Source organism: Pseudomonas sp. S150, assembly GCF_004526365.1.
Lineage (GTDB): Bacteria > Pseudomonadota > Gammaproteobacteria > Pseudomonadales > Pseudomonadaceae > Aquipseudomonas > Aquipseudomonas putida_A.
The window spans coordinates 2198989-2222717 of record NZ_CP038207.1 but is presented as its reverse complement, the minus strand read 5'-3'; the positions used below and the strand labels follow the sequence as shown (position 1 = coordinate 2222717).

Sequence of the window (23729 nt, the reverse complement as noted above, 5' to 3'; positions counted from 1 at the left end):
GATTGATCAGTTGGGAGGCCGCTTTCGCGAGCAAGCCCGCTCCCACAGGGTAGCCTTGTTGTTCACAAATGCTGAGTACCCTAAATCCAATGTGGGAGCGAGCTTGCTCGCGAAGGCTGACTCACTGGCAACGCAGTTCTCCAGACAGACAAAACCCGCCGTCCCGACGGCTCGGGGCGGCGGGTTTTGTCGTTTCAGGCCTTGATCACACCGTGTCCACTTTCAGCGAATGATCATTGAGCATGCCGCTGATGATCGTCGCCGTGTCGTGCCCGCCGGCCACCACCCCGCCCGCTCCCGGGGTCACGCCGTAGTGGCTGGCGAGGTTGACGCCGGCCAGGTCGATGGTCTGGTTCGGCGTGGCGCCGGCCAGCGCGCTGACGTCGATGCTGGTGAGCACCGAGGCGCCGCTGCCGGTAACGGTGAAGTGCAGGTAATCGTCGAGCGACGCGGTGGTGCCGTTTTCACCTTGCAGCAGTTGCGACAGGTCGAGCTTGTCGGTGCCGGGGGTGAAATCGGTGATGGTGTCGTGGCCACTGTTGCCCTTGAGGTACTGGAAGGTGTCCGCGCCTGCCCCGCCAGTCAGGGTGTTGTTGCCCATGCCGCCGATCAGCAGGTCATCGCCGCCGCCACCGTTGAGGATGTCGTTACCCAGGCCGCCGTTGATCACGTTGTTATTGTTGTCGCCGGTCAGGGTGTCGTTGAAGTTCGAGCCGACCAGATTTTCGATGTTGCTGATCGTGTCGGTGCCGGCGCCGAGGGTGTTTTGCGCACCGAGCAGGCCGAGGTTGACCGTGACCCCGGCGGTGGCGTGGGCATAGCTGACCGTGTCGATGCCGGTGCCGCCGTCGAGAATGTCGTTGCCCGGGCCGCTGTAGAGCAAGTCGTTGCCCGCACCGCCGTGCATCTCGTTGTTGCCGGAACCGGCGGTCAGTACGTCGTTGCCGTCGCCGCCATTGAGGATGTTGTTGCCGGTGCCCGCCACCAGAATGTCATCCCCGGCCGTGCCGGTGAGGGTGTGGCCATCCTGATAGGTGATGCTGACGTTGGCCGTGTCGCTGCCGCCATGGTTGTCATTGGCGGTGTAGGTGCCGTGGAAGTCCGGCGTCACGTCGTGGGCGCCGGCGTAGTTGACCGTCATGGTCAGTTGATAGTTTTCCGCTGCCGTCGGATTGCTGCCGCTGGTGTTGCTGATGTTGGTCACGTGGATCTGGTAGGTGCCATCGGCACCGGCAGTGATGGTGCCGCCGTCGGCGATGCTGACGAACGCGCCGCCGTTGACCGAGTACTCCATGGTGACGTGGCCGGCCGCGAGGTTGTGATCCAGATTCAGCGTTTCGCCCTGTTTCAGTTTGACGGTGATCAGGTCTTCATCGTTGGCATTGGCGCTGGTCACCGCACCGAGGTAACCGCTGACCACCAGCACGGCGGTCATCGCTGCGGTGTTGGCGGCGAACGCAGCGCGTACGTCGGCCAGGTTCTGGTTGGCGGCAGTGTTGCCGGTGCCGGCGAAGTTGATCGCGCCAGTGCCGGTGAAGTCCGCGCCCTTGGCCACCCATCCGGTGTTGAAGCTAGTCGGCGAAGCGTTGAGCGTGTCGCCGTCCGGATCGGTGTCGTTGGCCAGCAACAGTTCGCCCGGCACCGTGATGTTGCTCGACAGCACGTTGGTGATGACGTGGTCGTCCGTCGCCACCGGTGGCGAGTTGGGGATCACTTTCACGGTCAGCGTCGAGCTGGCGAGGTCGCCGTCGTTGTCGCTGAGGGTGAAACCGATGTTCTCGGTGATCACCGTGGTTGTGGTTTTCTGCGAGGTGTAGCTGTAGTCACCGGTGTCGAGGTTGATCACCAGCGTGCCGCTGTTGTTGGTGGCGATGCTGATCGTGTTGTTCACGGTGTTGAACGTGCCGTGGTTGGTGCCGCCGGATGCGGTCAACGAACCCTGGCCGCTGTTGGCGCGCGGGTCATAGGTGTAGGTGGTGCCGTCGACCACGATGGATTTGATGAAACCGCCATCGGCGCCGAACGTACCGCCCTCGCCCAGCAGCGAACCGGTGACCGGCGCACCTTCCACAGTGCCCGACAGCACCGAGTTGAGCTGATTGAGATCGGTGACCACCACCGCGTTGGTGTTGGTGTGGCTGATGCCGTCATAGGCCAGCGGATCGAGGTTGGCGTTGCTCACGCCGCTGCCCAGACCGATCGCGTAGTTCTTGATGTTGTTGGCATCGAGGAAGGCTTTGAGTGCGGTCTCATCGGCGGTGCCGATTTCCTGGCCAGTGGTCGGTTTACCGTCGGAGAAGAAGTAGCCGATGTTCTGCGCCCCGGTGAGTTTGCCCGAGGTGTTGAACGCGGTCTGCATCGTTGCCACGGCCGCGTCGTAGTTGGTACCGCCACCCGCCGTGAGACCGGCGAGCAGCGACTTGGCGGTGGCCACGTCAACCCACACCGAGGTCCTGTCGGTGGCGCTGCTGCTGAAGGTGACGAGTTGCACCTTCACATCGCCGAGGTCGTCGTATTTGTCGAGCAAGGCACTGATCGCCTGTTTCGCCAGATCCAGTCGCGACAGGCCCGGCACGCCGGACGGGTCGACCATGCTGCCGGAGATGTCGAGGACGATCAGCAGGTTGGAATCGATCTCCACCGCCGCCACCGAACGATCCGACGCCACGGCTTTGGGCACGTCATCGACGATGTTGACCACAATCGTGCTGGTGGTGCTGTTGCCCAGCGCATCGGTGGCTTTGTAGGTAAAACTTTCGCTCAGGGTGTTGGCGCCGTCGTTGGCGTTCGGCGTGGTTTTCGGTGCCGAGGTCAGGGTGTAAGTGTAAGTGCCGTCGGCGTTGAGCTGGATCTGCCCGTAAGTGCCGGTGGCGCTGCCGACCAGGGTGTAGGTGAGCGCCCCGCTGCCGCCGGTGACCGCACCGACCAGTGTGCCGGTGGCGGTTTCGCCGGTGTTGGTCGGGTCGCTGCCGGTGACCGTGCCGGGGGCCAGGTCCTGGCCGTCCTTGGTCAGGTCGAGGGCTTTTTCGTAGACCGTCACGTCCTGATCGACCGACGCAATCAGTTTGCTGTCGGCAACGTTGATGGTGATGGTGGTGGTGCTTTCGTCACCGTCGCCATCGCGGATGGTGTAGGTGAACGTGTCAGTGGCGCCCGGCGGGCTCACCGAATTCGGGTTGCTGTGGTAAATGGCGTTGCCCGCTGCATCGAGGGTCAGGTAACCGTAGGTGCCATTGATGTTGCTGTTGAGGCCGCCGATCGCCGAGGTCGCGGTATTGCTGCCGGCGCGCACGCCGACCACTGCCCCGCCTGCCGCTGCGCCATCGGCGCCAGTGACGTCGTTGCCGAGCACGCTGAGGTTGACCGTGCCGCCCTCCGCCACCGAGCCGGTGTCGGCCTTGGCGGTCGGCAGGTCATCGATGATGTTGACGTTGATCTGGCCGCTGGCGGTGCTGCCGTCGGTGTCAGTCGCGACCACGTTGAAGTTTTCGGTGAGGCTGTTGGCGCCGTTGCCGGTCGGGTGGTTTTCGTTGTCCACCAGGGTGTAGCTGTAACTGACCACGCCGGTCGCCGGGTTGTAACCGGTGACGGTGAACGTACTGCCCAGCGGCGACACCACCGATTGCGGGAAGCCTGCGGCGACCCCGTTGGTCACGACGGCGATGCCACCGACAGTGAGGGTTTGCAGGCCATCCAGGGCCGTGACGGTGAACGTACCGCTCTGGGTCAGCGCCGGAGTATCGGGGCTGGTGCCGTCACTGAGGTTTTTCTCGTAGACGGTGAGTTCGCCGCCATTGACGTCGAGGCCGTTGAGCACCACCGGATCGTCGTTGTTGTGGATGTTCAGCACCAGATTGGCGGTGCTGGTATCGCCGTCGGCATCGGTGAGCGTGTAGGTGAATGTTTCGGTACCGTTTCCACCGCCGTGCAGAGCCTTGAAATCGGCGTCAGCCGGGTTAAGCGTGTAGGTGTAAGTGCCGTTGGCATTGAGCACCAGCGTGCCGTAAGTCCCGGTGAACGTACCGGCAGTGATCGGCCCGGCATTCGGTCCGGTGGCGACCACGTCCGCGCCTTGCACGTCGTTAGTCAGCACGTTGCCGGTCAGGGTCAGCTGGGTTTCCGAGGCACTGGTGGCGTTGCTGTCGTTGAGGGCTTTGGGCACGTCATCGACGATGCTGACGACGATGGTGCTGGTGACCACATTGCCCAGCGAATCGGTGGCCTGATAGGTGAAGGTTTCAGTCAGGGTATTGGCCCCGTCGTCGGCATGCGGTGTGGTGGTCGCGGGCGAGGTCAGGGTGTAGGTGTAAGTGCCGTTGGGGTTGAGCACGATCTGCCCGTAGTTGCCGGTGGCACTGCCGACCAGCGCATAGCTGATGGCGCCGACCGCACCGGTGACCGAACCGACCAGCGTGCCGGACGCGGTTTCGCCAGTGTTGGTCGGATCGCTGCCGATGACCGTACCCGGGGCCAGATCGGCGCCGTCCTTGGTCAGGTCGAGGGCTTTTTCGTAGACGGTGACGTCGGTGTCGCTGGTCGCATACAGCTTGCTGTTGGCGACATCGATGGTGATGGTGGTGGTGCTTTCATCGCCATCGGAATCGCGCACGGTGTAGGTGAACACATCCACCGCACCGGGGCCGTTCACGGCATTGGGGTTGCTGTGATAGACCGCGTTGCCGTTGGCATCGAGGGTCAGGTAACCGTAGGTGCCATTGATGTTGCTGTTGAGGCCGCCAATGGCCGAGGTCGAGGTGTCGGAGCCGGCGCGCACACCGACCACCGCGCCGGTCACCGCCGGGCCGTCGGCGCCGCCGATGTCATTGTCGAGCACGTTGCCGCTGACGGTGCCGCCCTCCGCCACCGACGCGGCATCGGCGTGCGCGCTCGGCAGGTCATCGATGATGTTGACGTTGATCTGGCCGCTGGCGGTGCTGCCGTCAGTGTCAGTCGCCACCACGTTGAAGTTCTCGGTGATGCTGTTGGCGCCGTTGCCGTTCGGATGGGTTTCGTTATCGACCAGGGTGTAGCTGTAGCTGACCACGCCGGTCGCCGGGTTGTAGCCGGTGATGGTCAGCGTGCTGCCCAACGGCGTGACGGTTGATTGCGGGAAGCCTGCGGCCACACCACCGGTGACGACGTTGATGCCGCCCACGGTCAGGGTTTGCAGACCGTCGAGCGCGGTCACGGTGAAGGTACCGCTCTGGGTCAGCGCCGGAGTATCGGGACTGGTGCCGTCGCTGAGGTTTTTTTCGTAGACGGTGAGTTCGCCGCCATTCACGTCGAGACCGTTGAGGGTCACCGGATCGTCGTTGTTGTGGATCTGCAGGACGAGGTTGGCAGTGCTGGTATCGCCGTCCGAGTCAGTGATGGTGTAGGTGAAATTCTCGGTGCCATTGCCGCCGCCGTGCAGGTTTTTGAAGTCGGCGTCGTTGGTGTTCAGCGTGTAGGTGTAGGTGCCGTCGGTGTGCAGTTCCAGCGTGCCATAGGTGCCAGTGAACGTACCGGCGGTGACCGGGCCGGTGGGTACGCGGTCGGCGCCCTGCACGTCGTTGGTGAGGACGTTGCCGGTCAGGGTCAACTGACTTTCCGACGCGGTGTTGGCGTTGCTGTCGTTCACGGCTTTTGGCAGGTCATCGATGATGTTCACATCGAGGGTTGCGTTAGCGGTGGTGCCGTTGTCGTCCACTACGGTGACGGCGAACTGTTCAGGCAGATTGTTGGCGCCGTTGGCGGTTGGGTGGGCGTCGTTGTGGTCGAGGGTGTAGCTGTAGCTGACAACACCGGTGGCCGCGTTGAAAGCGGTGACGGTGAGCGTACTGCCCAGCGGCGTGGTGACCGACTGTGGAAAACCTGCGGCCACGCCATTGGTCACCACGGCAATACCGCCGACGGTCAGCGTAGTGACGCCGTCCAGTGCAGTAATGGTGAACGTGCCGCTTTGGGTCAGTGCATTGGCATCAGGCGCACTGCCGGTGCTGAGGTTTTTTTCGTAAACCGTCAGCTCGCCGCCGTTCACGTCGAGGCCACTGATGACCACGGGATCGTCGTTGTTGTGGATCTGCAAAACGAGATTGGCGGTACTGGTATCGCCGTCAGAATCGGTGATGGTGTAGGTGAAGGTTTCGGTGCCATTGCCGCCACCGTGCAGGTTTTTGAAGTCGGCGTCGGTGGTGTTCAGCGTGTAGGTGTAGGTGCCGTCGGTGTGCAGTTCGAGGGTGCCGTAGGTGCCGGTGAAAGTCCCGGCAGTCACTGGGCCGGTCGGTACGCGGTCGGCGCCTTGCACGTCGTTGGTCAGCACGTTGCCGGTGAGGGTCAGATTGGTTTCTGACGCGGTGCCAGTGTTGCTGTCATCCACCGCCTTGGGCAGATCATCGACCACATTCACATCAAGCGTTGCGTTGGCGGTAGTGCCATTGTCGTCGACCACCGTGACGCCGAACTGTTCGGAAAGCGAGTTGGCGCCATTGGCAGTCGGATGCGCATCGTTGTGATCGAGGGTGTAGCTGTAGCTGACCACTCCGGTTGCTGCGTTGAAACCAGTAATAGTCAACGTGCTGCCCAACGGTGTAGTGACCGATTGTGGGAAGCCTGCCGCCACGCCATTCGTCACGACAGCGATGCCACCCACTGTCAGCGTGGTAACACCGTCCAAAGCGGTGATGGTGAAGGTGCCGCTTTGTGTCAGCGCGTTGGCATCCGGAGTGCTACCGGTGCTGAGGTTTTTTTCGTAAACCGTCAGCTCGCCGCCGTTCACGTCGAGGCCACTGATGACCACCGGATCGTCGTTGTTGTGGATCTGCAAAACGAGGTTGGCGGTGCTGGTATCGCCGTCAGAATCGGTGATGGTGTAGGTGAAATTCTCGGTGCCGTTGCCGCCGCCGTGCAGGTTTTTGAAGTCGGCGTCGTTGGTGTTCAGCGTGTAGGTGTAAGTGCCGTCGGTGTGCAGTTCGAGGGTGCCGTAGGTGCCGGTGAAAGTCCCGGCGGTGACTGGGCCGGTCGGTACACGGTCAGCGCCCTGCACGTCGTTGGTCAGCACGTTGCCGCTGAGGATCAGGTTGGTTTCCGACGCGGTGTTGGCGTTGGAATCATTCACCGCTTTTGGCAGGTCGTCGACCACATTAACGTCGAGGGTCGCATTGGCAGTGGTGCCGTTGTCGTCCACCACCGTTACGGCAAATTGCTCAGGCAAGGTATTGGCGCCGTTGCCCGTCGGATGCGCGTCATTGTGATCGAGGGTGTAGCTGTAACTCACCACCCCGGTGGTGGCATTGAAACCGGTGATGGTCAGCGTGCTGCCCAGCGGTGTAGTCACCGATTGCGGGAAGCTCGCGGCCACACCGTTGGTGACCACGGCAATGCCACCGACGGTCAGCGTGGTGACGCCATCGAGTGCGGTGATGGTGAAGGTGCCACTCTGGGTCAGCGCATTGGCATCCGGCTCGCTGCCAGTGCCGAGGTTTTTTTCATAAACCGTCAGCTCGCCACCCTCAACGTTCAAGCCGTTGATCACCACCGGATCGTCGTTGTTGTGAATCTGCAAAACCAGATTCGCAGTGCTGGTATCGCCGTCCGAATCGGTGAGGGTGTAGGTGAAAGTCTCGGTGCCATTGCCGCCACCGTGCAGCGCTTTGAAATCCGCGTCGCTGGTGTTGAGGGTGTAGGTGTACGTGCCATTGGCATTCAACACCAACGTGCCGAAAGTGCCGGTGAAAGTGCCGGCAGTGACCGGCCCGGTGGGCACACGGTCGGCACCTTGCACGTCGTTGGTCAGGACATTGCCGGTCAAGGTCAACTGGGTTTCCGAGGCGGTGTTGGCGTTGCTGTCATTCGCCGCTTTGGGCACGTCATCAATGATGTTGACGTCGAGCGAGCCGGTGGCGCTGTCGCCATTGCTGTCGCTTGCGGTCACGGTGAAATGTTCACTGAGGCTGTTGGCGCCGTCACCGGCCGGATGGGCATCGTTGCCGTTGAGGGTGTAGCTGTAGCTGACCACGCCGGTGCTGGCGTTATACCCGGTGATGGTCAGGGTGTTGCCCAGTTGTGTGGTGATCGACTGCGGGAAACCGGCTGCCACGCCAGCGCTGATCACGTTGATACCGCCGATGTTCAGGCTGCTCAGACCGTCCGGCGCCGCCACCGTGAAGCTGCCGCTCTGGGTCAGCGCGCCGGGGTTCGCCGAGGAGCCGGCAGGCAGGTTGGCTTCGTTGAGGGTCAGCTCACCGCCAGGCACGGCGAGGCCACTGAGGGTCACCAGGTTGTTGACCGGCGGCGGTACGATCGGCGTGTTGTCGCCATTGTCGATGACTGCGTTATGGCGCTCTTCGGGAAACTCGGGAATACCGTTGAAACCGGCGGTCGGGAAGCCGATCACCGGATCCACGCGCCCACCGACTTCCGTCAGCAGGACAAAACTGTGGCCGCCACCCAACTCACCTGGCGCGCCGCCCGGTGCATTCGGGCCGGCGGCGGTGGCCTCTGCCGCTTTGGTCGGGTCTTCACCGGCAGCGATGGCTTTCTGAATCTGCTCGACGTCAGTCAGTTGTGCTTCGCTGGGGGTCAGCGCTTCAGGGGAATCGACATGCACTGCCTGATTGGCCAGCAGTTGTCCGGACATGGTCATGCTGCTGTCGCGGCCCAGGGTCAACTCGTGGCCATTTTGCAGATGAATGGCGATGGCACCTTCTGCGCCGGTGATCACTTGATCGCCGGCAAACAAGCGGTCGCCCTCGACCAGGGCGCGGCGCGTGCCGTCGGTGCCCTGCGCAAAAACCTGACCAATGACTTTAGTGACGATCCCGATGAGCGTTGCCATGTGAAATTCCTCCGCTGCCGACCACCGTCGGCACTGGTTCGCGAAGCAGCCCATGGCTCAATCGGGTTGTCGGGGCGACGCTCGCACCTCGACAGTTCGTTTCGCAGGTTGCGCAAACGAGGAAACTTCAGTGCTTTCAAGCACTTCCGCGTCCTGATCGATGCAGCACACCCACTAACGCTACGTAACGGTGGTGAATCACCCGAGTGACAAAAATCTGTCGCTCATCTGCCGCTACGCGTCCCTCCCCTTCAGCAGTACTTCGCCGTATGTCGCAAAGTGAATGGAACTTTCCTCAAGCCTTTTTGTGCTCCCTAAAGCGCATGAAACAAAGGCTTTCGCCCTGAACAATGTGCCGGTTTTCGCCAAGCGCATAAGTTTTTTTCGGCATAAGCCTTATGAAAATTTTTTCTTAGCTACGCTTCAGGATGTTCTTAGCTCTGTTGTTACAAGAGTGAAACGCTTACACCTCAAATTATCGTCAAATATTTGGCGACAGTAACGCACCATCAGGATCAGGGAGATGCACCCCATGCGCGTTTTAACCCCCCTCTGCAGCGCGGTTTTGCTGGCCATGGCTTGCACTTCCCAAGCCCAGGCCATGAATCTGACCGAAGCGATTCAAAGCACCATCGCCACCCACCCGGACCTCGCCTCGCGCGTGGACGCCAAACTGTCCGCCGATGAACAAGTGAAAGTGGCCAAGGGTGGCTTCTATCCGTCCGTCGATCTGAATGCCGCTTACGGGCGCGGTTACAGCGACAACACCAATACCCGGGCTTTCGGTAATCACCACACCGAAATCCTCAATTACACCCAGTCGGAACTGCGCCTGCGGCAGATGATCTTCGACGGCTTCAACACCGCCAACGAGGTCGAGCGCACCAAGGGCGTTTCCAACTCGCGCGCCTATTACGCGCAAGGCACCGCTCAGGATCTGGCGTTGCGTACCATCGAGGTCTACCTCGAAGTGCTCAAGCGCCGTGAACTGGTGACCCTGGCCCGGAACAACCTGCAAGCGCACTTGCGCGTCAACGATCAGATCGGCCTGCGCACCCAGCGCGGCATCGGCAGCACCGCCGACTCCGATCAGTCGGTCGCCCGTAAGGCGCTGGCGCAGAACAACCTCGACACCGCCGAAGTCGATCTGGCCGACGCCGAATCGAATTTCTACGCCGTGGTCGGGCGCATGCCCGATGAACTGGAAGCGCCACCGTCGACCCGCGGCGAGGTTCCTGCCAGCCTGCCGGAAGCCCAGCAGAGCATGGTCGAAAACAACCCGTACCTGAAATCCGCGCAGGCGGACGTGCAGTCGGCCGAGAGCCAGTATGAAGTTGCCAAGTCGCCGTTCTACCCACGTTTCGATGCCGAGGCCGCAGTGGGTGCGAACAACAACGTGCAGGGCGATGAAGGCCACGACAACGAATGGCGCGTCGGCGTGATCATGAATTACAACCTGTTCCGTGGCGGCAGCGACAAGGCTCGTCTGGCCTCCGATGCGCACCAGATCAATCAGGCGATGGACATCCGCAACAATGCCCTGCGTCAGTTGAACGAGAACATTCACCTGGCCTGGAACGCCATGGTCAACGCGAACAAGCAGACCCCGACCGCCCGCGAATACGCCGAGACCACCAAGCGTGTGCGCGCGGCGTATCAGGATCAGTTCGGCCTCGGCCAACGCACCCTGCTCGACTTGCTCGACAGTGAAAACGAGCTTTACAACGCCAACCGTCGCTACACCGAAATCCGCTACACCGAGGAATATTCGATGTACCGCGTGCTGGCGAACATGGGCCAGTTGCTGAGCAAACAGAGGGTGGTGCTGCCGGCGGATGCGATTGCGGCGACCGAAGTCAAAAACGAAGCACGCCTGCCTGAGCTGAAGTAAGTCCCACGACCCTTTGTGGCGAGGGAGCTTGCTCCCGCTGGGTTGCGCAGTCACCCCAAAGATTTGAGCAGCAATGAGTTCCATGGGGCTGCTGCGCAGCCATCGGGGATAAATCCCCTCGCCACAGGTTGGACCAGTCATTACAGGGGCGATCAATATGACCAGCATGGCCGAAGGCGGACACTCCGGGATCGATCCGCGGCTGAGCTTCGATGACCCGTTACTCGACGGTCTGCTGATCCTCTGCAAACTCCACGGCGCGACGGTCAGCCGCGCCAGCCTGAGTGCCGGGCTGCCCCTGAACAAGCAACGTCTGAGCCTGGATCTGCTGCCCCGTGCAGCGGCGCGGGCCGGTTTGCAGGCGCGCTTGTTGCGCCGCGAACTGAAAGATATTTCCGCGCTGAATCTGCCGATTCTGTTGCTGCTCAAGGATGGGCGCACCGCCGTCCTGCGGCGTTTCGCCGACGACGGCAAGGCGCTGATCCTGCCCAGCGAAGCCGATGGCGGCGAGCAATGGGTCGAGCGCGAAGAACTCGCCGAACACTACAGCGGCCAGGCCTTGTTCGCCCGTCCGCGCCACGAACTCGAAGACTTGCGTTCACCGCTGGTGCCGCGCGTGCATGCCTGGTTTCGCGACACCCTGAAGCTGTCGAAATGGCTGTACAGCGACGCGATCCTCGCCAGTTTCCTGATCAACCTGCTGGGCCTGATGGTGCCGCTGTTCGTCATGCAGACCTACGACCGCGTGGTGCCGAATCAGGCCACGTCGACCCTGTGGGTGTTGGCGATCGGCCTGCTGATCGGCACCGGTTTCGAACTGGTGCTGCGGGTGGTGCGCGCGCACCTGCTGGACACCGCCGGGAAGAAAACCGATGTGATCCTTTCCGCGACGTTGTTCGAGCGCATCACCGGCATGGCGATGAAGGCGCGGCCGGCAACCATCGGCGGTTTCGCCCAGAGCATTCATGACTTTCAGGGCCTGCGCGAATTCCTCACGGCGGTGACCCTGACCAGCCTGATCGACCTGCCCTTCGTGGTGTTGATGCTGGTGGTGATCGGTCTGCTCGGTGGCTGGCTGGTGGTGATTCCGCTGCTGGCGTTTCCAATCACGATCATATTTGCTCTGGCGATTCAGGTGCGCCTGCGTGACACCGTGCAGAAAAGCCTGAGCCTGGGTGCCGAACGACAGGCGTTGCTGATCGAAACCCTCGGCGGCCTGGAAACCCTCAAGGCCTGCAGCGCCGAAAGCGAGCGCCAGCACAAATGGGAAAGCACCCATGGCGCCCTCACCCGCCTCGACAGCCACGCGCGCAACCTCTCGGCACTGGCGACCAACGGCACGCTGTTCATCCAGCAGTTCTCGGGGATGGCGACGATCGTCGCCGGGGTCTACAGCATCATCGCCGGCAACCTCAGCGTCGGTGCGCTGGTGGCCAGCTACATGCTCGGCAGCCGGGTGCTCGCGCCGCTGGGGCAGATCGCCGGGCTGATCACCCGCTACCAGCAAGCGCAACTGACCATGAAAAGCACCGACGCACTCATGGGCCTGCCCCAGGAACGCGACGGCAAACAGCGACCGCTGGAACGCACGCAACTGCAAGGTGCGCTGGACGTCAGCGGCGTGACCTTTCACTACAACGGCCAGAACGCGCCGGCGCTGAGCAACGTCAGCTTCAGCATGAAACCCGGCGAGCGGATCGGCATCATCGGCCGCAGCGGCTCGGGCAAAAGCACCCTGGCGCGGCTGGTGATGGGCTTCTATGAACCCGAGGAAGGCCAGTTGCTGCTCGACGGTCTCGACCTGCGGCAACTGGATGTAGCCGACCTGCGCCAGCAGATCGGTTATGTCGCCCACGACCTGCCGCTTTTGGCCGGCAGCCTGCGCGACAACCTGACCCTCGGCGCCCGCTACATCAGCGATTCGCGCATGCTCGAAGTCGCCGAGCTGACCGGCGTCACCGAGCTGGCCCGCCAGCATCCGCAAGGGTTCGACCGGCCAGTGGGCGAGCGCGGCCAGCTACTTTCCGGCGGCCAGCGTCAGGCCGTTTTACTCGCTCGGGCATTGCTGCTCGACCCACCGATCATGCTGCTCGACGAACCCACCAGCGCCATGGACAACAGCAGCGAAGACCTGCTGCGCCAGAAACTCCACGGCTGGGTGCAAGGCAAGACGCTGCTCTTGGTCACTCACCGCACCTCGATGCTGAGCCTGGTGGACCGGTTGCTGGTACTGGACAACGGCCGGGTCGTCGCCGACGGCCCGAAAGAAGCGGTCATCGATGCACTGCGCAAGGGCCGCGTCGGCTCGGCGGCGGTTTAGATGCGTGCACATAACTTATGGCTCTCACAAAACCTGTGGCGAGGGGATTTATCCCCGATGGGCTGCGCAGCAGCCCCAAATACTCTGAGGGCGCTTCGCACCCTATCGGGGATGAATCCCCTCACCACAAGTAAGTGTTACGGGCGACGCATGGGTTGTGCGGTTTGATGTTTCTTAACTGAGGGGTATCGCCCCATGGCTGCATCTTCAGATAGCAAATCACGCGGCTACTTCGACAGTTTCGGCAAAAGCGCCGAAGCCGAGTTCATGCCGGAAACCGCCGGCGCTTCGCTGCAGGATTCGCCGCGCTGGTCGCGGATCACCGTGTGGCTGGCGGCGGCGTTGCTGATCAGTGCGCTGGTCTGGGCCAAGTTCGCCGTGCTGGAAGAAGTGACCATGGGCGAAGGCAAGGCGATTCCGTCAAGCAAGGTCCAGGTGATCCAGAACCTGGAGGGCGGGATCGTCACCGAGATTTTTGTCCGTGAAGGGCAGATGGTGAACAAGGGCGACAAGCTGCTGCGCCTGGATGACACACGCTTCCTGTCGAACAAGGGTGAGAGTGAGGCCGATCGTTACGCCCTGACCGCGCAAGTCGAACGCCTTTCCGCCGAAGCCGAGGGCCGTCCGTTCAAACTGTCTGACGAGGTGATCGCCAAAGCGCCACAGGTCGCCGAAGACGAGCGCGCGCTGTACGACCAGCGCCAACGGCGTCTGGCCAGCGAACAACGCACCCTCACCGAACAGCTGCGGCAGAAGACTCAGGAGCTGGCGGAATTCCGCTCCAAGCAAGGCCAGTACAGTTCCAGCCTGGCGCTGCTGCAGCAAGAGATGAACATGTCCGCGCCGCTGGTCGGCACGGGTGCGGTGTCGCCGGTGGAGATCCTGCGACTGAAACGCAGCGCGGTGGAAATTCGCGGCTCGCTGAACGCGACGACCCTGGCCATCCCAAGGGCGGAATCGGCAATCAACGAGATCAAGAGCAAGATCGACGAATCGGAACAGACCTTCCGCTCCGACGCCGCCAAGGACCTCAATCAGAAACGCACCGACCTGTCGAAAATCACCGCGTCGAGCATCGCCATCGACGACCGCGTCAGCCGTACCACCGTGACTTCGCCGGTGCACGGGGTGATCAAGCAACTCAAGGTCAACACCATCGGCGGCGTGGTACAGCCGGGCAGCGACATGGTGGAAATCGTGCCGCTGGAAGACAACCTGCTGATCGAAGCCAAGGTCCGTCCGCAAGACGTCGCGTTCCTCCATCCGGGCCAGAAAGCCATGGTCAAGTTCAGCGCTTATGACTACACGATATACGGCGGCCTGAGCGCAAAACTGGAACTGATCGGCGCCGACACCATCACCGATGACAAGGGCAACAGCTTCTACCTGATTCAGGTGCGCACCGATAAAAACCACTTGGGCGGGGACGTGAAACCGCTGCTGATCATCCCGGGGATGGTGGCGACGGTGGACATTATTACCGGGGAGAAAAGTGTGCTGGATTATCTGCTCAAACCAGTGCTCAAAGCCCGGACCGAGGCGATGCGCGAGCGGTAGGCATTGTTGAGATTTGCGGTGATTGATCCGACGCCTTCGCGAGCAAGCCCGCTCCCACAAGTGATCGCATTCCTGCTGGAAGAACCCTAATGTGGGCACTGTTGAGATTGGCGCTGATTGATCCGGCGCCTTCGCGAGCAAGCCCGCTCCCACAGTTGGAATGCATTCCCCTGTGGGAGCGGGCTTGCTCGCGAAGAGGCCCGCACCAACACCCATTATTTTGAATGATTACGCTGAAAAACCTCCTCCCCCATCGCCGCAATCTGCCCCTCGATCAACGCCTCGAACGGTTTGAGCAACGGCGCAAACGTGGTCGGCGCTTCCAGAGTTTCCAGCGCCTGCACAATCGCCTCGATGGTCGACAACGCCCCCGGCCCCGGTGCCTTGCGCAACCGGTAGCGCGACACCCCGCCCTGCGCCAGCGTCACCCGTGGCAACGCTGCCAATAGCGGATTGAGGTGGAGCATCTTGCGCGCCTTGCGCCAGGTGCCGTCCGGCACCACCAGCAACAACGGTTCAGCGGATTCGCGGTAAGCCTGCAGCGGCTGCGCATCGTCAGCGGGAAACAGCAACCGCGCCTGATACCCCGGCCGATTGAGCAGCGTCGGCAGATCCTCGAACACTTCACCGACAATCAACTCGGCATTGGTCAAACCCAGCGCTGCCAGTCGCGCGGTGTTGAGCGCGTGATTGACCTCGCTCGGATGCTGCAACAGCAACACCCGGGTGCGGCTATCGAGGCTCGGGATCAGCGGGCACAGGCAATGGGTTTGTGGGCGCAGGCAGCGCGGGCATTGCGGTCTGGACATCGTTCTTAAGCCTGATTGAGCTGTGCTTTGAGCAAATCACGGAAGGTCTGGATCAGCGGCTCTCGGCTGCGGCCACGGCGCATGATCATCGAAAACGGCGCCTGATAACCGAAGGTCGCCGGCAGCAACACGCGCAGGTCGCCCTTGTCGGCCCAGGCTTGGGCGTAGTGTTCTGGCAAGTAACCGATGTAAGCGCCGGACAGCACCAGAATCAGCTGCGCTTCCATACTTTCCACGGTCGCCGCGCTGTGCTTGAAACCGTGGCGGGCCAGCTCTGCCTGGCTCCAGTAACCACGGCCGACCATGCGTTGCTGGGTGATGACCTGCTCGGGGATCCGCCGTTCGTTGAACAGCGGGTGCCGGCTGCTGCAATACAGCCAGTGCTGCTCGCGGTACAGCGGCATGTACACCAGACCGCTCATGCGCGTGGAAAACGCACCGATGGCAAGATCGAGTCGATTGTCCTGCACGCCGAGTTGCAGTTCGTACGGGCTCATCACCGACAGATGCAAATGCACCGCCGGGTGTTCCTGACTGTAGGCGCCAATGGCCTCGGCGAACGGCAAGGCCTTGTCGCTGACGGTGGAGTCGATCACCCCGAGGTTGAGCGTACCGCGCAGTTCGCCCTTGAGCGCCGCGGCGTATTGCTCGAAACCTTCGAGTTCGGCGAGCAGGCGCAGGGTTTCCTGATGGAACAGCTCGCCCTTGCTGGTCAGGCTGAATCCACCGCGTCCGCGATGGCACAGCACCAGACCGAGCGCCGCTTCGAGCTGGCTCATGTAAGTGCTGATCGCCGAGGTCGACAGGTTGAGTTCCTGCTGCGCATTGGCAAAACCCTGATGGCGAACCACGCTGACGAAGATGCGCAATAGTTTCAGGTCGGGTAAAGCGTTGGCCATGTCTACTCCGGGCTTTGGAACTGCGTTGTCTGTTGCACCCCTCACCCCAGCCCTCTCCCCGAGGGAGAGGGAGCTGATCTCCAGGGCTTTCAAATCCTGAGTTCGACTCGATTTTTCAGGTCGATGCAGATTCCGCTGACAACTCTGTCGGCCCCCTCTCCCTCCGGGAGAGGGTTGGGGTGAGGGCAGCAATGTTCAGCCAGGCATGAATCCCGAAACCGCAGAGTCTAATCCGCCCGCCCTCATTAGTTTAGAAAAATCTGAACTAAGTTTTTGCCCGTAGCGATTCTTCCCCGCCACTACATTTCGCAGAATCGGCCCCACAGCGGCGTCCGAACCTGTGCTCAACGGTGCGCCGACATAAATAAAACAAAGACGATGAGGCCCTACCCGTGGACAAGATTCTTCACCAACCACTGGGCGGCAACGAAATGCCGCGCTTCGGCGGCATCGCCACCATGCTCCGACTTCCCCATGTACCGACCGCTGCCGGCCTGGACGCTGCCTTCGTTGGCGTGCCACTGGACATCGGTACTTCGCTGCGCCCCGGCACCCGCTTCGGGCCGCGCGACATCCGCACCGAATCGGTGATGATCCGCCCGTACAACATGGCCACCGGCGCCGCGCCGTTCGACTCGCTGTCGGTCGCCGACATCGGTGACGTGGCGATCAACACCTTCAACCTGCTCGACGCCGTGCGCATCATCGAAGAAGCCTACGACAACATCCTCGAGCACAACGTGATCCCGATGACCCTGGGTGGCGACCACACCATCACCCTGCCGATCCTACGTGCCATCCATAAAAAGCACGGCAAGGTCGGTCTGGTGCACATCGATGCCCACGCTGACGTCAACGATCACATGTTCGGCGAGAAGATCGCTCACGGCACGACCTTCCGTCGCGCCGTCGAAGAAGGTCTTCTGGACTGCGACCGCGTGGTGCAGATTGGTTTGCGCGCGCAGGGTTACACCGCTGACGACTTCAACTGGAGCCGCGATCAGGGTTTCCGCGTGGTGCAGGCCGAAGAGTGCTGGCACAAATCGCTGGCGCCGCTGATGGCCGAAGTGCGCGAGAAAGTCGGCGGCGGCCCGGTGTACCTGAGCTTCGACATCGACGGTATCGACCCGGCCTGGGCACCAGGCACCGGCACCCCGGAAATCGGTGGTCTGACGACCATTCAGGCGATTGAAATCGTACGCGGCTGCCAGGGCCTCGACCTGATCGGCTGCGATCTGGTAGAAGTCTCGCCGGCTTACGACACCACCGGCAACACCTCGCTGCTGGCCGCCAACCTGCTGTACGAAATGCTCTGCGTACTGCCTGGCGTGGTTCACCGCTGAGGGTTCGGCCATGAACGAACGTGAGCAGGTATTGCAAGCGGCTGCCGATCTGGTGTCCGCCTTCGCTCGTAACGATCGCGAGGCTTATTTCGGCGCGTTCAGCGCCGACGCAAGCTTCGTGTTTTACACCCTCGAACAGCCGCTGCTGTCGCGCGATGCCTACCAGGCTTTGTGGGACAGCTGGCGCGCCGAGGATGGCTTTGAAGTGCTGTCGTGCACTTCGAGCAACGCCTTCGTCAGCCTGCAAGGTGACGTGGCGGTGTTTATCCATGACGTGGCCACCGAGCTGCGCATGCAAGGGGAGCAACATTTCAGCCAGGAGCGCGAGACGATTGTTTTCAAGAAACAAGCGTCGAGCCTAGAACAACAAGGCCATTGGCTGGCCTGCCACGAACATTTGTCCGCAATGCCGGAAGGGCTGCCATCCCCTTAGCCAAACAGGTGACGCCTCACACACGATGAGGCGCGCCTTTATGATCGGAGCAGATCATGAATAACAACAACAACGACCAAAGCCTTACGCAAATTGAAACCCACGGGGTCGAACAGATCCCGGACCACGAACGTACCGCAGGCCCGACGGATTTGTTCCGGATGATCTTCGGTGGTTCCAATACCTTTGCCACCGCCGTGCTCGGCAGTTTCCCGGTGCTGTTCGGTCTGTCGTTTCAGGCCGGTGTCTGGGCGATTGTGTCGGGCGTGCTGCTCGGCTCGCTGATCCTCGCCCCGATGGGCCTGTTCGGCCCGCTCAACGGCACCAACAATGCCGTGTCCTCGGGTGCTCACTTCGGCGTGCACGGGCGGATCGTCGGTTCGTTCCTGTCGCTGTTGACCGCCATCGCATTCTTCTCGCTCTCGGTGTGGAGTTCGGGCGATGCGTTGATCGGGGGTGCGAAACGCCTGATCGGTCTGCCGGAAACCGACCTGACCCTGGGCCTGGCCTACGGCCTGTTCGCGATTCTGGTGCTGACCGTGTGCATCTACGGCTTCCGCTTTCTGCTGTGGGTGAACAAGATCGCGGTGTGGAGCGCCAGCCTGTTGTTCCTGCTGGGCATCTTCGCCTTCGCCGGTCCTTTCGACGTCAACTACGCCGGCACGGTAAACCTCGGTCAACCGGGCTTCTGGGCGGCGTTCATCGGCGCGGCGCTGGTCGCGATGAGCAACCCGATCTCGTTCGGTGCGTTCCTCGGCGACTGGTCGCGCTACATTCCGCGTGACACCTCCAAGCAGCGGATCATGGCCGCTGTGGTGCTGTCGCAGATCGCCACGTTCATCCCGTTCCTGTTCGGCCTGAGCACCGCGACCATCGTCGCGATCAAGGCGCCGGACTACATCGCGGCGAACAACTATGTCGGCGGCCTGCTGGCGGTATCGCCGAGCTGGTTCTTCCTGCCGGTGTGCCTGATTGCGGTGATCGGCGGCATGTCCACCGGCACCACCTCGCTGTATGGCACCGGGCTGGACATGTCCAGTGTGTTCCCACGGGTGCTGTCACGCGTGAAAGCGACGCTGCTGATCGGCGTGCTGTCGATTGCCTTCATCTTCATCGGACGCTTCGCGGCGAACCTGGTGCAGAGCGTGTCGACCTTCGCCGTGCTGATCATCACCTGCACCACCCCGTGGATGGTGATCATGATCATCGGCCTGCTGGTGCGTCGCGGCTTCTACTGCCCGGACGACCTGCAGGTGTTCACTCGCGGCGAGCAAGGCGGACGCTACTGGTTCAATCACGGCTGGAACTGGCGTGGTCTGGGCGCATGGATCCCGAGCGCGGCGGTCGGTTTGTGCTTCGTCAATTTGCCGGGGCAGTTCGTCGGCCCGTTGGGTGAAATGGCCGGCGGCATCGACATCAGTTTGCCGGTGACCCTGGGCCTGGCTTCGGTGGTGTACCTGACGCTGCTGAGCCTGTTCCCGGAACCGCGGGAGGTGTTCGAGCCCAAGGATGCCCGCCGCAAAGCCGCAGAAACACCTGAACTGCGTCAGGCCGCCTGACGCAAATCCCCTGTGGGAGCGGGCTTGCTCGCGAAGACGGCGGCACATCCAACATTGATGTGACTGACCCAAAGCATTCGCGAGCAAGCCCGCTCCCACAAGGGCAAATCGAATTCAGCCTCACCATAAAAAAGACAATCGGAGACACGCCATCATGGCTTTGGATTTATTCGTCGTCCTCATCTACGCCGCCGGCATGCTGTTGCTCGGCTACTACGGCATGCGCAAGGCCAAGACCAACGAGGACTTTCTGGTCGCCGGGCGTAACCTGGGCCCAAGCCTGTACATGGGCACCATGGCCGCGACCGTACTGGGTGGCGCGTCCACCGTCGGCACCGTACGCCTGGGTTACGTGCATGGCATCTCCGGTTTCTGGCTGTGTGCGGCGCTGGGTTGCGGCATCGTCGCGCTGAACCTGTTTCTCGCCAAACCGCTGCTGAAACTGAAGATCTACACCGTTACCCAGGTGCTGGAAAAACGCTATAACCCGATGGCCCGCTCGGCGAGCGCGGCGATCATGCTGGCCTACGCGCTGATGATCGGCGTGACCTCGATCCTGGCGATCGGCACCGTGCTGCAAGTGCTGTTCGGCCTGCCATTCTGGATCTCGGTGCTGCTCGGCGGTGGCGTGGTGGTGATCTACTCGGCGATCGGCGGCATGTGGTCGCTGACCCTGACCGACATCGTCCAGTTCATCATCAAGACCGTGGGCCTGATGTTCATCCTGTTGCCGATCTGCCTGTACCGCGTCGGCGGCTGGGACGAACTGGTGCTGAAGCTGCCGGCAGCGGCGTTCAACTTCACCACCATCGGTTGGGACACGATCATCACCTACTTCATGATCTACTTCTTCGGCATCCTCATCGGTCAGGACATCTGGCAACGGGTGTTCACCGTCAAGACCGCCAAAGTCGCCCAGTACGCCGGCAGCATCGCCGGTATCTACTGCATCCTCTACGGCCTGGCCTGCGCGCTGATCGGCATGGCCGCGCACGTACTGATCCCGGATCTGGACAACGTCAACAACGCCTTCGCCGCCATCGTCAAACTGTCGCTGCCGGACGGCATCCGTGGTCTGGTGATCGCTGCTGCTCTGGCGGCGATGATGTCCACCGCCAGCGCCGGCCTGCTCGCCGCCGCCACCACCCTGACTGAAGACCTGCTGCCGAAACTGCGTGGCGGCAAACAGTCGAGCCTGGCGATCAACCGCCTGTTCACCTTGCTCACCGGTGTCGTGGTGCTGGGTATCGCGCTGGTGGTGAATGACGTGATCAGCGCCCTGACCCTGGCCTACAACCTGCTGGTGGGCGGCATGCTGATTCCGCTGATCGGTGCGATCTTCTGGAAACGTGCGACCACCGCCGGCGCCATCGCCAGCATGGGCCTGGGCTTTGCTACCGCGCTGCTGTTCATGTTCAAGGATGGTCTGGATGCCAACACGCCGATCTACTACAGCCTGGCTGTGGGGCTGGTGAGTTTTGTGGTGGTCAGCCTGGTCTCCCCTCGCCCGGCGACGGTGGCGAGTGCGATCTAAGCTCTGATGTAACGACTTGATGCTTTCTTCGACGGGTGTGGCGTCGGTTGCCACACCCGTTTTTTTACGTCTGGAGAAAATGGCTTATGAAGATCGTTTCGCGCGATCAGTGGTTCGAAGTTCAGCACTTGAGCGACGGCATCCGGTTGATCCATGAGCCGTATATCCGCCCGTTCTACCGCTGCAATTTGTGGCACGTGCAGGGGCGCGACAAAGACTTGTTGCTCGACAGCGGCTCGGGGCTGGTCAGCCTGCGCGAGCAGTTACCGTGGATTACCGAGCGGCCATTGGTGGCGGTGGCCAGTCATTGCCACTTCGACCACATTGCCGGGCATCACGAATTCGCCGAGCGCCTGGTGCATCCTGCCGAGGCCGACATCCTCGCCGCGCCGGACGGCGAGAACGACCTGAGCCGGGCCTTCGTCGGCGACGACATGTTCGAGGCGCACCCGGACTGCCCGCTGTGCTACGCCGAATACCGGGTGAAGGCCGCGCCGGCCACCGGGTTTGTCGAGGATGGCGATGTGCTGGATCTGGGCAACCGCACCCTGCAAGTGCTGCACACGCCGGGGCATTCGCCGGGTGGCATCAGCCTGTATGAGGCGGCCACCGAAACGTTATTCAGCGGCGACATCATTTACGACGGGCCGTTGATCGAGGACGCCTACCACTCCAATCTGCAGGATTACGCCGCCAGTCTGCGACGCTTGCAGGCGCTGCCGATCCGCACCGTGCATGGCGGGCATTTCGGCAGTTTTTCCGGCGGGCATTTGCGTTCGATGATTGACGAATGGTTGCGTCGACACGCTTGAGGCCTGCTGTAATCAGTCAAAACAACAACGAAATCATCTGCCATGAGAAGAGCTGCCGTGCGTGCTGCCGTGCACCGATACATTCGGCGCCTGCTGGAATCCCGCGAATTCAACGACGACACCAGTCTGGTGCAGTTAGGGCTGGAGAAGGCAGATATCGAAGATCTGATATTTCATCTGGAAGATGAGTTCGGACTGACGGCGTTCACGGCCGAAGAGGATCACATACTCAAGACCGCGAAGACCGCGAATGACCTGAGTCGATTTCTGCTGGAGATCGGGCGACACGGAGAAGGGTTATAAATACAGCACTCGTGTTGCTGGAGCGCCCTGTGGCGAGGGGATTTAGCGAAACGTCGCACCGCCCCGATGGGTTGCGCAGCAGCCCTGAAGCCAGTAATCGTAATCTCGCGGGTTAAACCAAATTGAATAGTTTTTTTGGACTGCTTCGCAGCCCATCGGGGCGGTGCGACGTTTCGCTAAATCCCCTCGCTACAAAAGCAAAAGATCGCAGCCTTCGGCAGCTCCCACACTTTTCTCTGTAGGAGCTGCCGAAGGCTGCGATCTTTTGATCTTTAATCAGGCACTACCGCCGGCGAGGCTGACGCCGGCGCTGTTCGTCATCGGTGCGGATCGGAACAGGTTGCAGAGGCGGTTCGATCAAGCCGAGGGCAACACCCAAATCGTGCAGCCAGTTCTGAATTTTCTCTTTCATCGTCATGCCCCCTTCAGGGTAGTGCTGAGCGGCCGGAATTCTGAGGCCGCTTCGCACTGATAATAGTCCGAAGTCCTACGCAATGCTCGGTCAAATCCGCAATGATCTGTTACTGAATTGAACAGAATTACGGTTGGTTGGTTCACGCCGTCTGCCGGGTTTCACTCGATGCCACGGAATAGAGCGCTTGCTGCTGTTCAATCCAGGCATTGAGGTTGGCCCCGACCATGCCCTTGCGCCACATGAGCCATGTTGTCGCACTGGCAAACGGTTCGGCCAACGGGTGCACTGCAACGCTCTCGCGCCCCGGCAGACTGGCGAGCATCGACTCCGACATCAATGCCACACCGCTGCCGGCAATCACGCAGGCGAGCATGCCCTGATACGACTCGATCTCCATCGCCCGTCCCATCGCCGCCTGATAGTGAACGAACCACGCCTCCAGCCGCGCGCGGTAGGCGCAACCATGACGAAAGGTGAATACCGCCCTGCCCTCGACCTCCTTGGCGCTGCGGATCGGCGGATGATCGGCTTCGCTGATCAGCACCAGACGCTCGTCGCACAGCGGCACGCCGTCGATCCCGGCGAGTTGCGGCGGGCCGTCCACCAGCGCCGCATCGAGGCGCCCGGAGACCAGGCCTTCGAGCAATTCGCCGCTGGGTCCGGACTGCACTTGCAGATTCACCGCCGGGTATTGCTTGTGATAGCGCGCCAGCAACGCCGGCAAATGGATCGCCGCGGTGCTGTACAGCGTGCCGAGGACAAAATCCCCGGCCGGCTGCCCGCCCATCACCGCCGCACTGGCCTGATCGCGCAGGGCGAACAGCTTGCCGGTGTAGTCCAGCAGGACTTTTCCCGCAGGTGATAACTGCAAACGCTGACGCTCACGAACGAAAAGTTCGACGCCCAATTGCTCTTCCAGCTGTTTGAGCCGGGTCGACAGGTTGGACGGCACTCGGTGCAGGCGTTCTGCTGCGCGGGTGATCGAACCTTCCTCGGCGACTGCCTGAAAGATCCGCAACTGGCTGAACTCCACGACCTT

Annotated in this window: 14 protein-coding genes; 9 read left to right on the top strand and 5 right to left on the bottom strand. The window is 61.7% G+C overall.

Annotation, left to right across the window (positions count from 1 at the left end):
* Window positions 1-205: 205 nt before the first annotated feature.
* Entirely contained in the window at window positions 206-8815 is an 8610-nt protein-coding gene (locus E3Z29_RS10300) for a retention module-containing protein (RefSeq protein ID WP_134785703.1), read from the bottom strand.
* Window positions 8816-9347: 532 nt separating this feature from the next.
* Here E3Z29_RS10300 and E3Z29_RS10295 point away from each other — a divergent pair.
* From E3Z29_RS10295 to E3Z29_RS10285, 3 genes are all read left to right on the top strand, one after another.
* Window positions 9348-10706, top strand: coding sequence for a TolC family outer membrane protein (locus tag E3Z29_RS10295; protein ID WP_027614579.1), 1359 nt, complete (start codon window positions 9348-9350; stop codon window positions 10704-10706).
* 157 nt (window positions 10707-10863) lie between these two features.
* Complete coding sequence (locus tag E3Z29_RS10290) at window positions 10864-13026, top strand: type I secretion system permease/ATPase (RefSeq protein ID WP_027614578.1); 2163 nt, start codon at window positions 10864-10866, stop codon at window positions 13024-13026.
* 195 nt (window positions 13027-13221) lie between these two features.
* The gene (locus E3Z29_RS10285; RefSeq protein ID WP_134785702.1) at window positions 13222-14583 is read left to right on the top strand and encodes an HlyD family type I secretion periplasmic adaptor subunit; all 1362 of its coding nucleotides are present in this window, start codon (window positions 13222-13224) and stop codon (window positions 14581-14583) included.
* Window positions 14584-14798: 215 nt separating this feature from the next.
* On the opposite strand, the gene E3Z29_RS10280 is transcribed toward E3Z29_RS10285, so the two are convergent.
* Window positions 14799-15392 carry a tRNA-uridine aminocarboxypropyltransferase gene (locus E3Z29_RS10280; protein WP_134785701.1) on the bottom strand — a complete coding sequence of 198 codons (594 nt, stop codon included), beginning with the start codon at window positions 15390-15392 and terminating at the stop codon, window positions 14799-14801.
* A 5-nt stretch (window positions 15393-15397) separates the two neighbouring features.
* The gene (locus E3Z29_RS10275; protein ID WP_007956593.1) at window positions 15398-16291 is read right to left on the bottom strand and encodes a LysR family transcriptional regulator; all 894 of its coding nucleotides are present in this window, start codon (window positions 16289-16291) and stop codon (window positions 15398-15400) included.
* Between the two features lie 392 nt (window positions 16292-16683).
* Between E3Z29_RS10275 and speB the strand changes: the two genes are divergently transcribed.
* The 6 genes from speB (at window position 16684) to E3Z29_RS10245 (ending at window position 22275) form a co-directional block, all read left to right on the top strand.
* Window positions 16684-17634 carry an agmatinase gene (speB, locus tag E3Z29_RS10270; RefSeq protein WP_003222717.1) on the top strand — a complete coding sequence of 317 codons (951 nt, stop codon included), beginning with the start codon at window positions 16684-16686 and terminating at the stop codon, window positions 17632-17634.
* A gap of 10 nt (window positions 17635-17644) precedes the next feature.
* Entirely contained in the window at window positions 17645-18067 is a 423-nt protein-coding gene (locus E3Z29_RS10265; RefSeq protein ID WP_097090488.1) for a nuclear transport factor 2 family protein, read from the top strand.
* 56 nt (window positions 18068-18123) lie between these two features.
* Window positions 18124-19626, top strand: coding sequence for a cytosine permease (locus tag E3Z29_RS10260; protein ID WP_134785700.1), 1503 nt, complete (start codon window positions 18124-18126; stop codon window positions 19624-19626).
* Window positions 19627-19780: 154 nt separating this feature from the next.
* Window positions 19781-21160, top strand: coding sequence for a sodium:solute symporter (locus E3Z29_RS10255; RefSeq protein WP_047598203.1), 1380 nt, complete (start codon window positions 19781-19783; stop codon window positions 21158-21160).
* Window positions 21161-21246: 86 nt separating this feature from the next.
* A complete protein-coding gene (locus tag E3Z29_RS10250; protein ID WP_098967752.1) occupies window positions 21247-21972 on the top strand; it encodes an MBL fold metallo-hydrolase in 726 nt (241 codons plus the stop codon).
* A gap of 42 nt (window positions 21973-22014) precedes the next feature.
* Window positions 22015-22275, top strand: a complete 261-nt coding sequence (locus E3Z29_RS10245; protein WP_098967751.1) for a phosphopantetheine-containing protein — start codon at window positions 22015-22017, stop codon at window positions 22273-22275.
* 283 nt (window positions 22276-22558) lie between these two features.
* Here E3Z29_RS10245 and E3Z29_RS29585 read toward each other — a convergent pair whose 3' ends face one another.
* Together E3Z29_RS29585 and E3Z29_RS10240 are read right to left on the bottom strand one after the other, a co-directional pair.
* Window positions 22559-22687: a PA1414 family protein gene (locus tag E3Z29_RS29585; protein WP_003184145.1), complete on the bottom strand. Its 129-nt coding sequence runs from the start codon at window positions 22685-22687 to the stop codon at window positions 22559-22561.
* Between the two features lie 142 nt (window positions 22688-22829).
* On the bottom strand, window positions 22830-23723 hold the full coding sequence (locus E3Z29_RS10240) for a LysR family transcriptional regulator (RefSeq protein ID WP_098967749.1): 894 nt from the start codon (window positions 23721-23723) through the stop codon (window positions 22830-22832).
* Window positions 23724-23729: the final 6 nt, after the last annotated feature.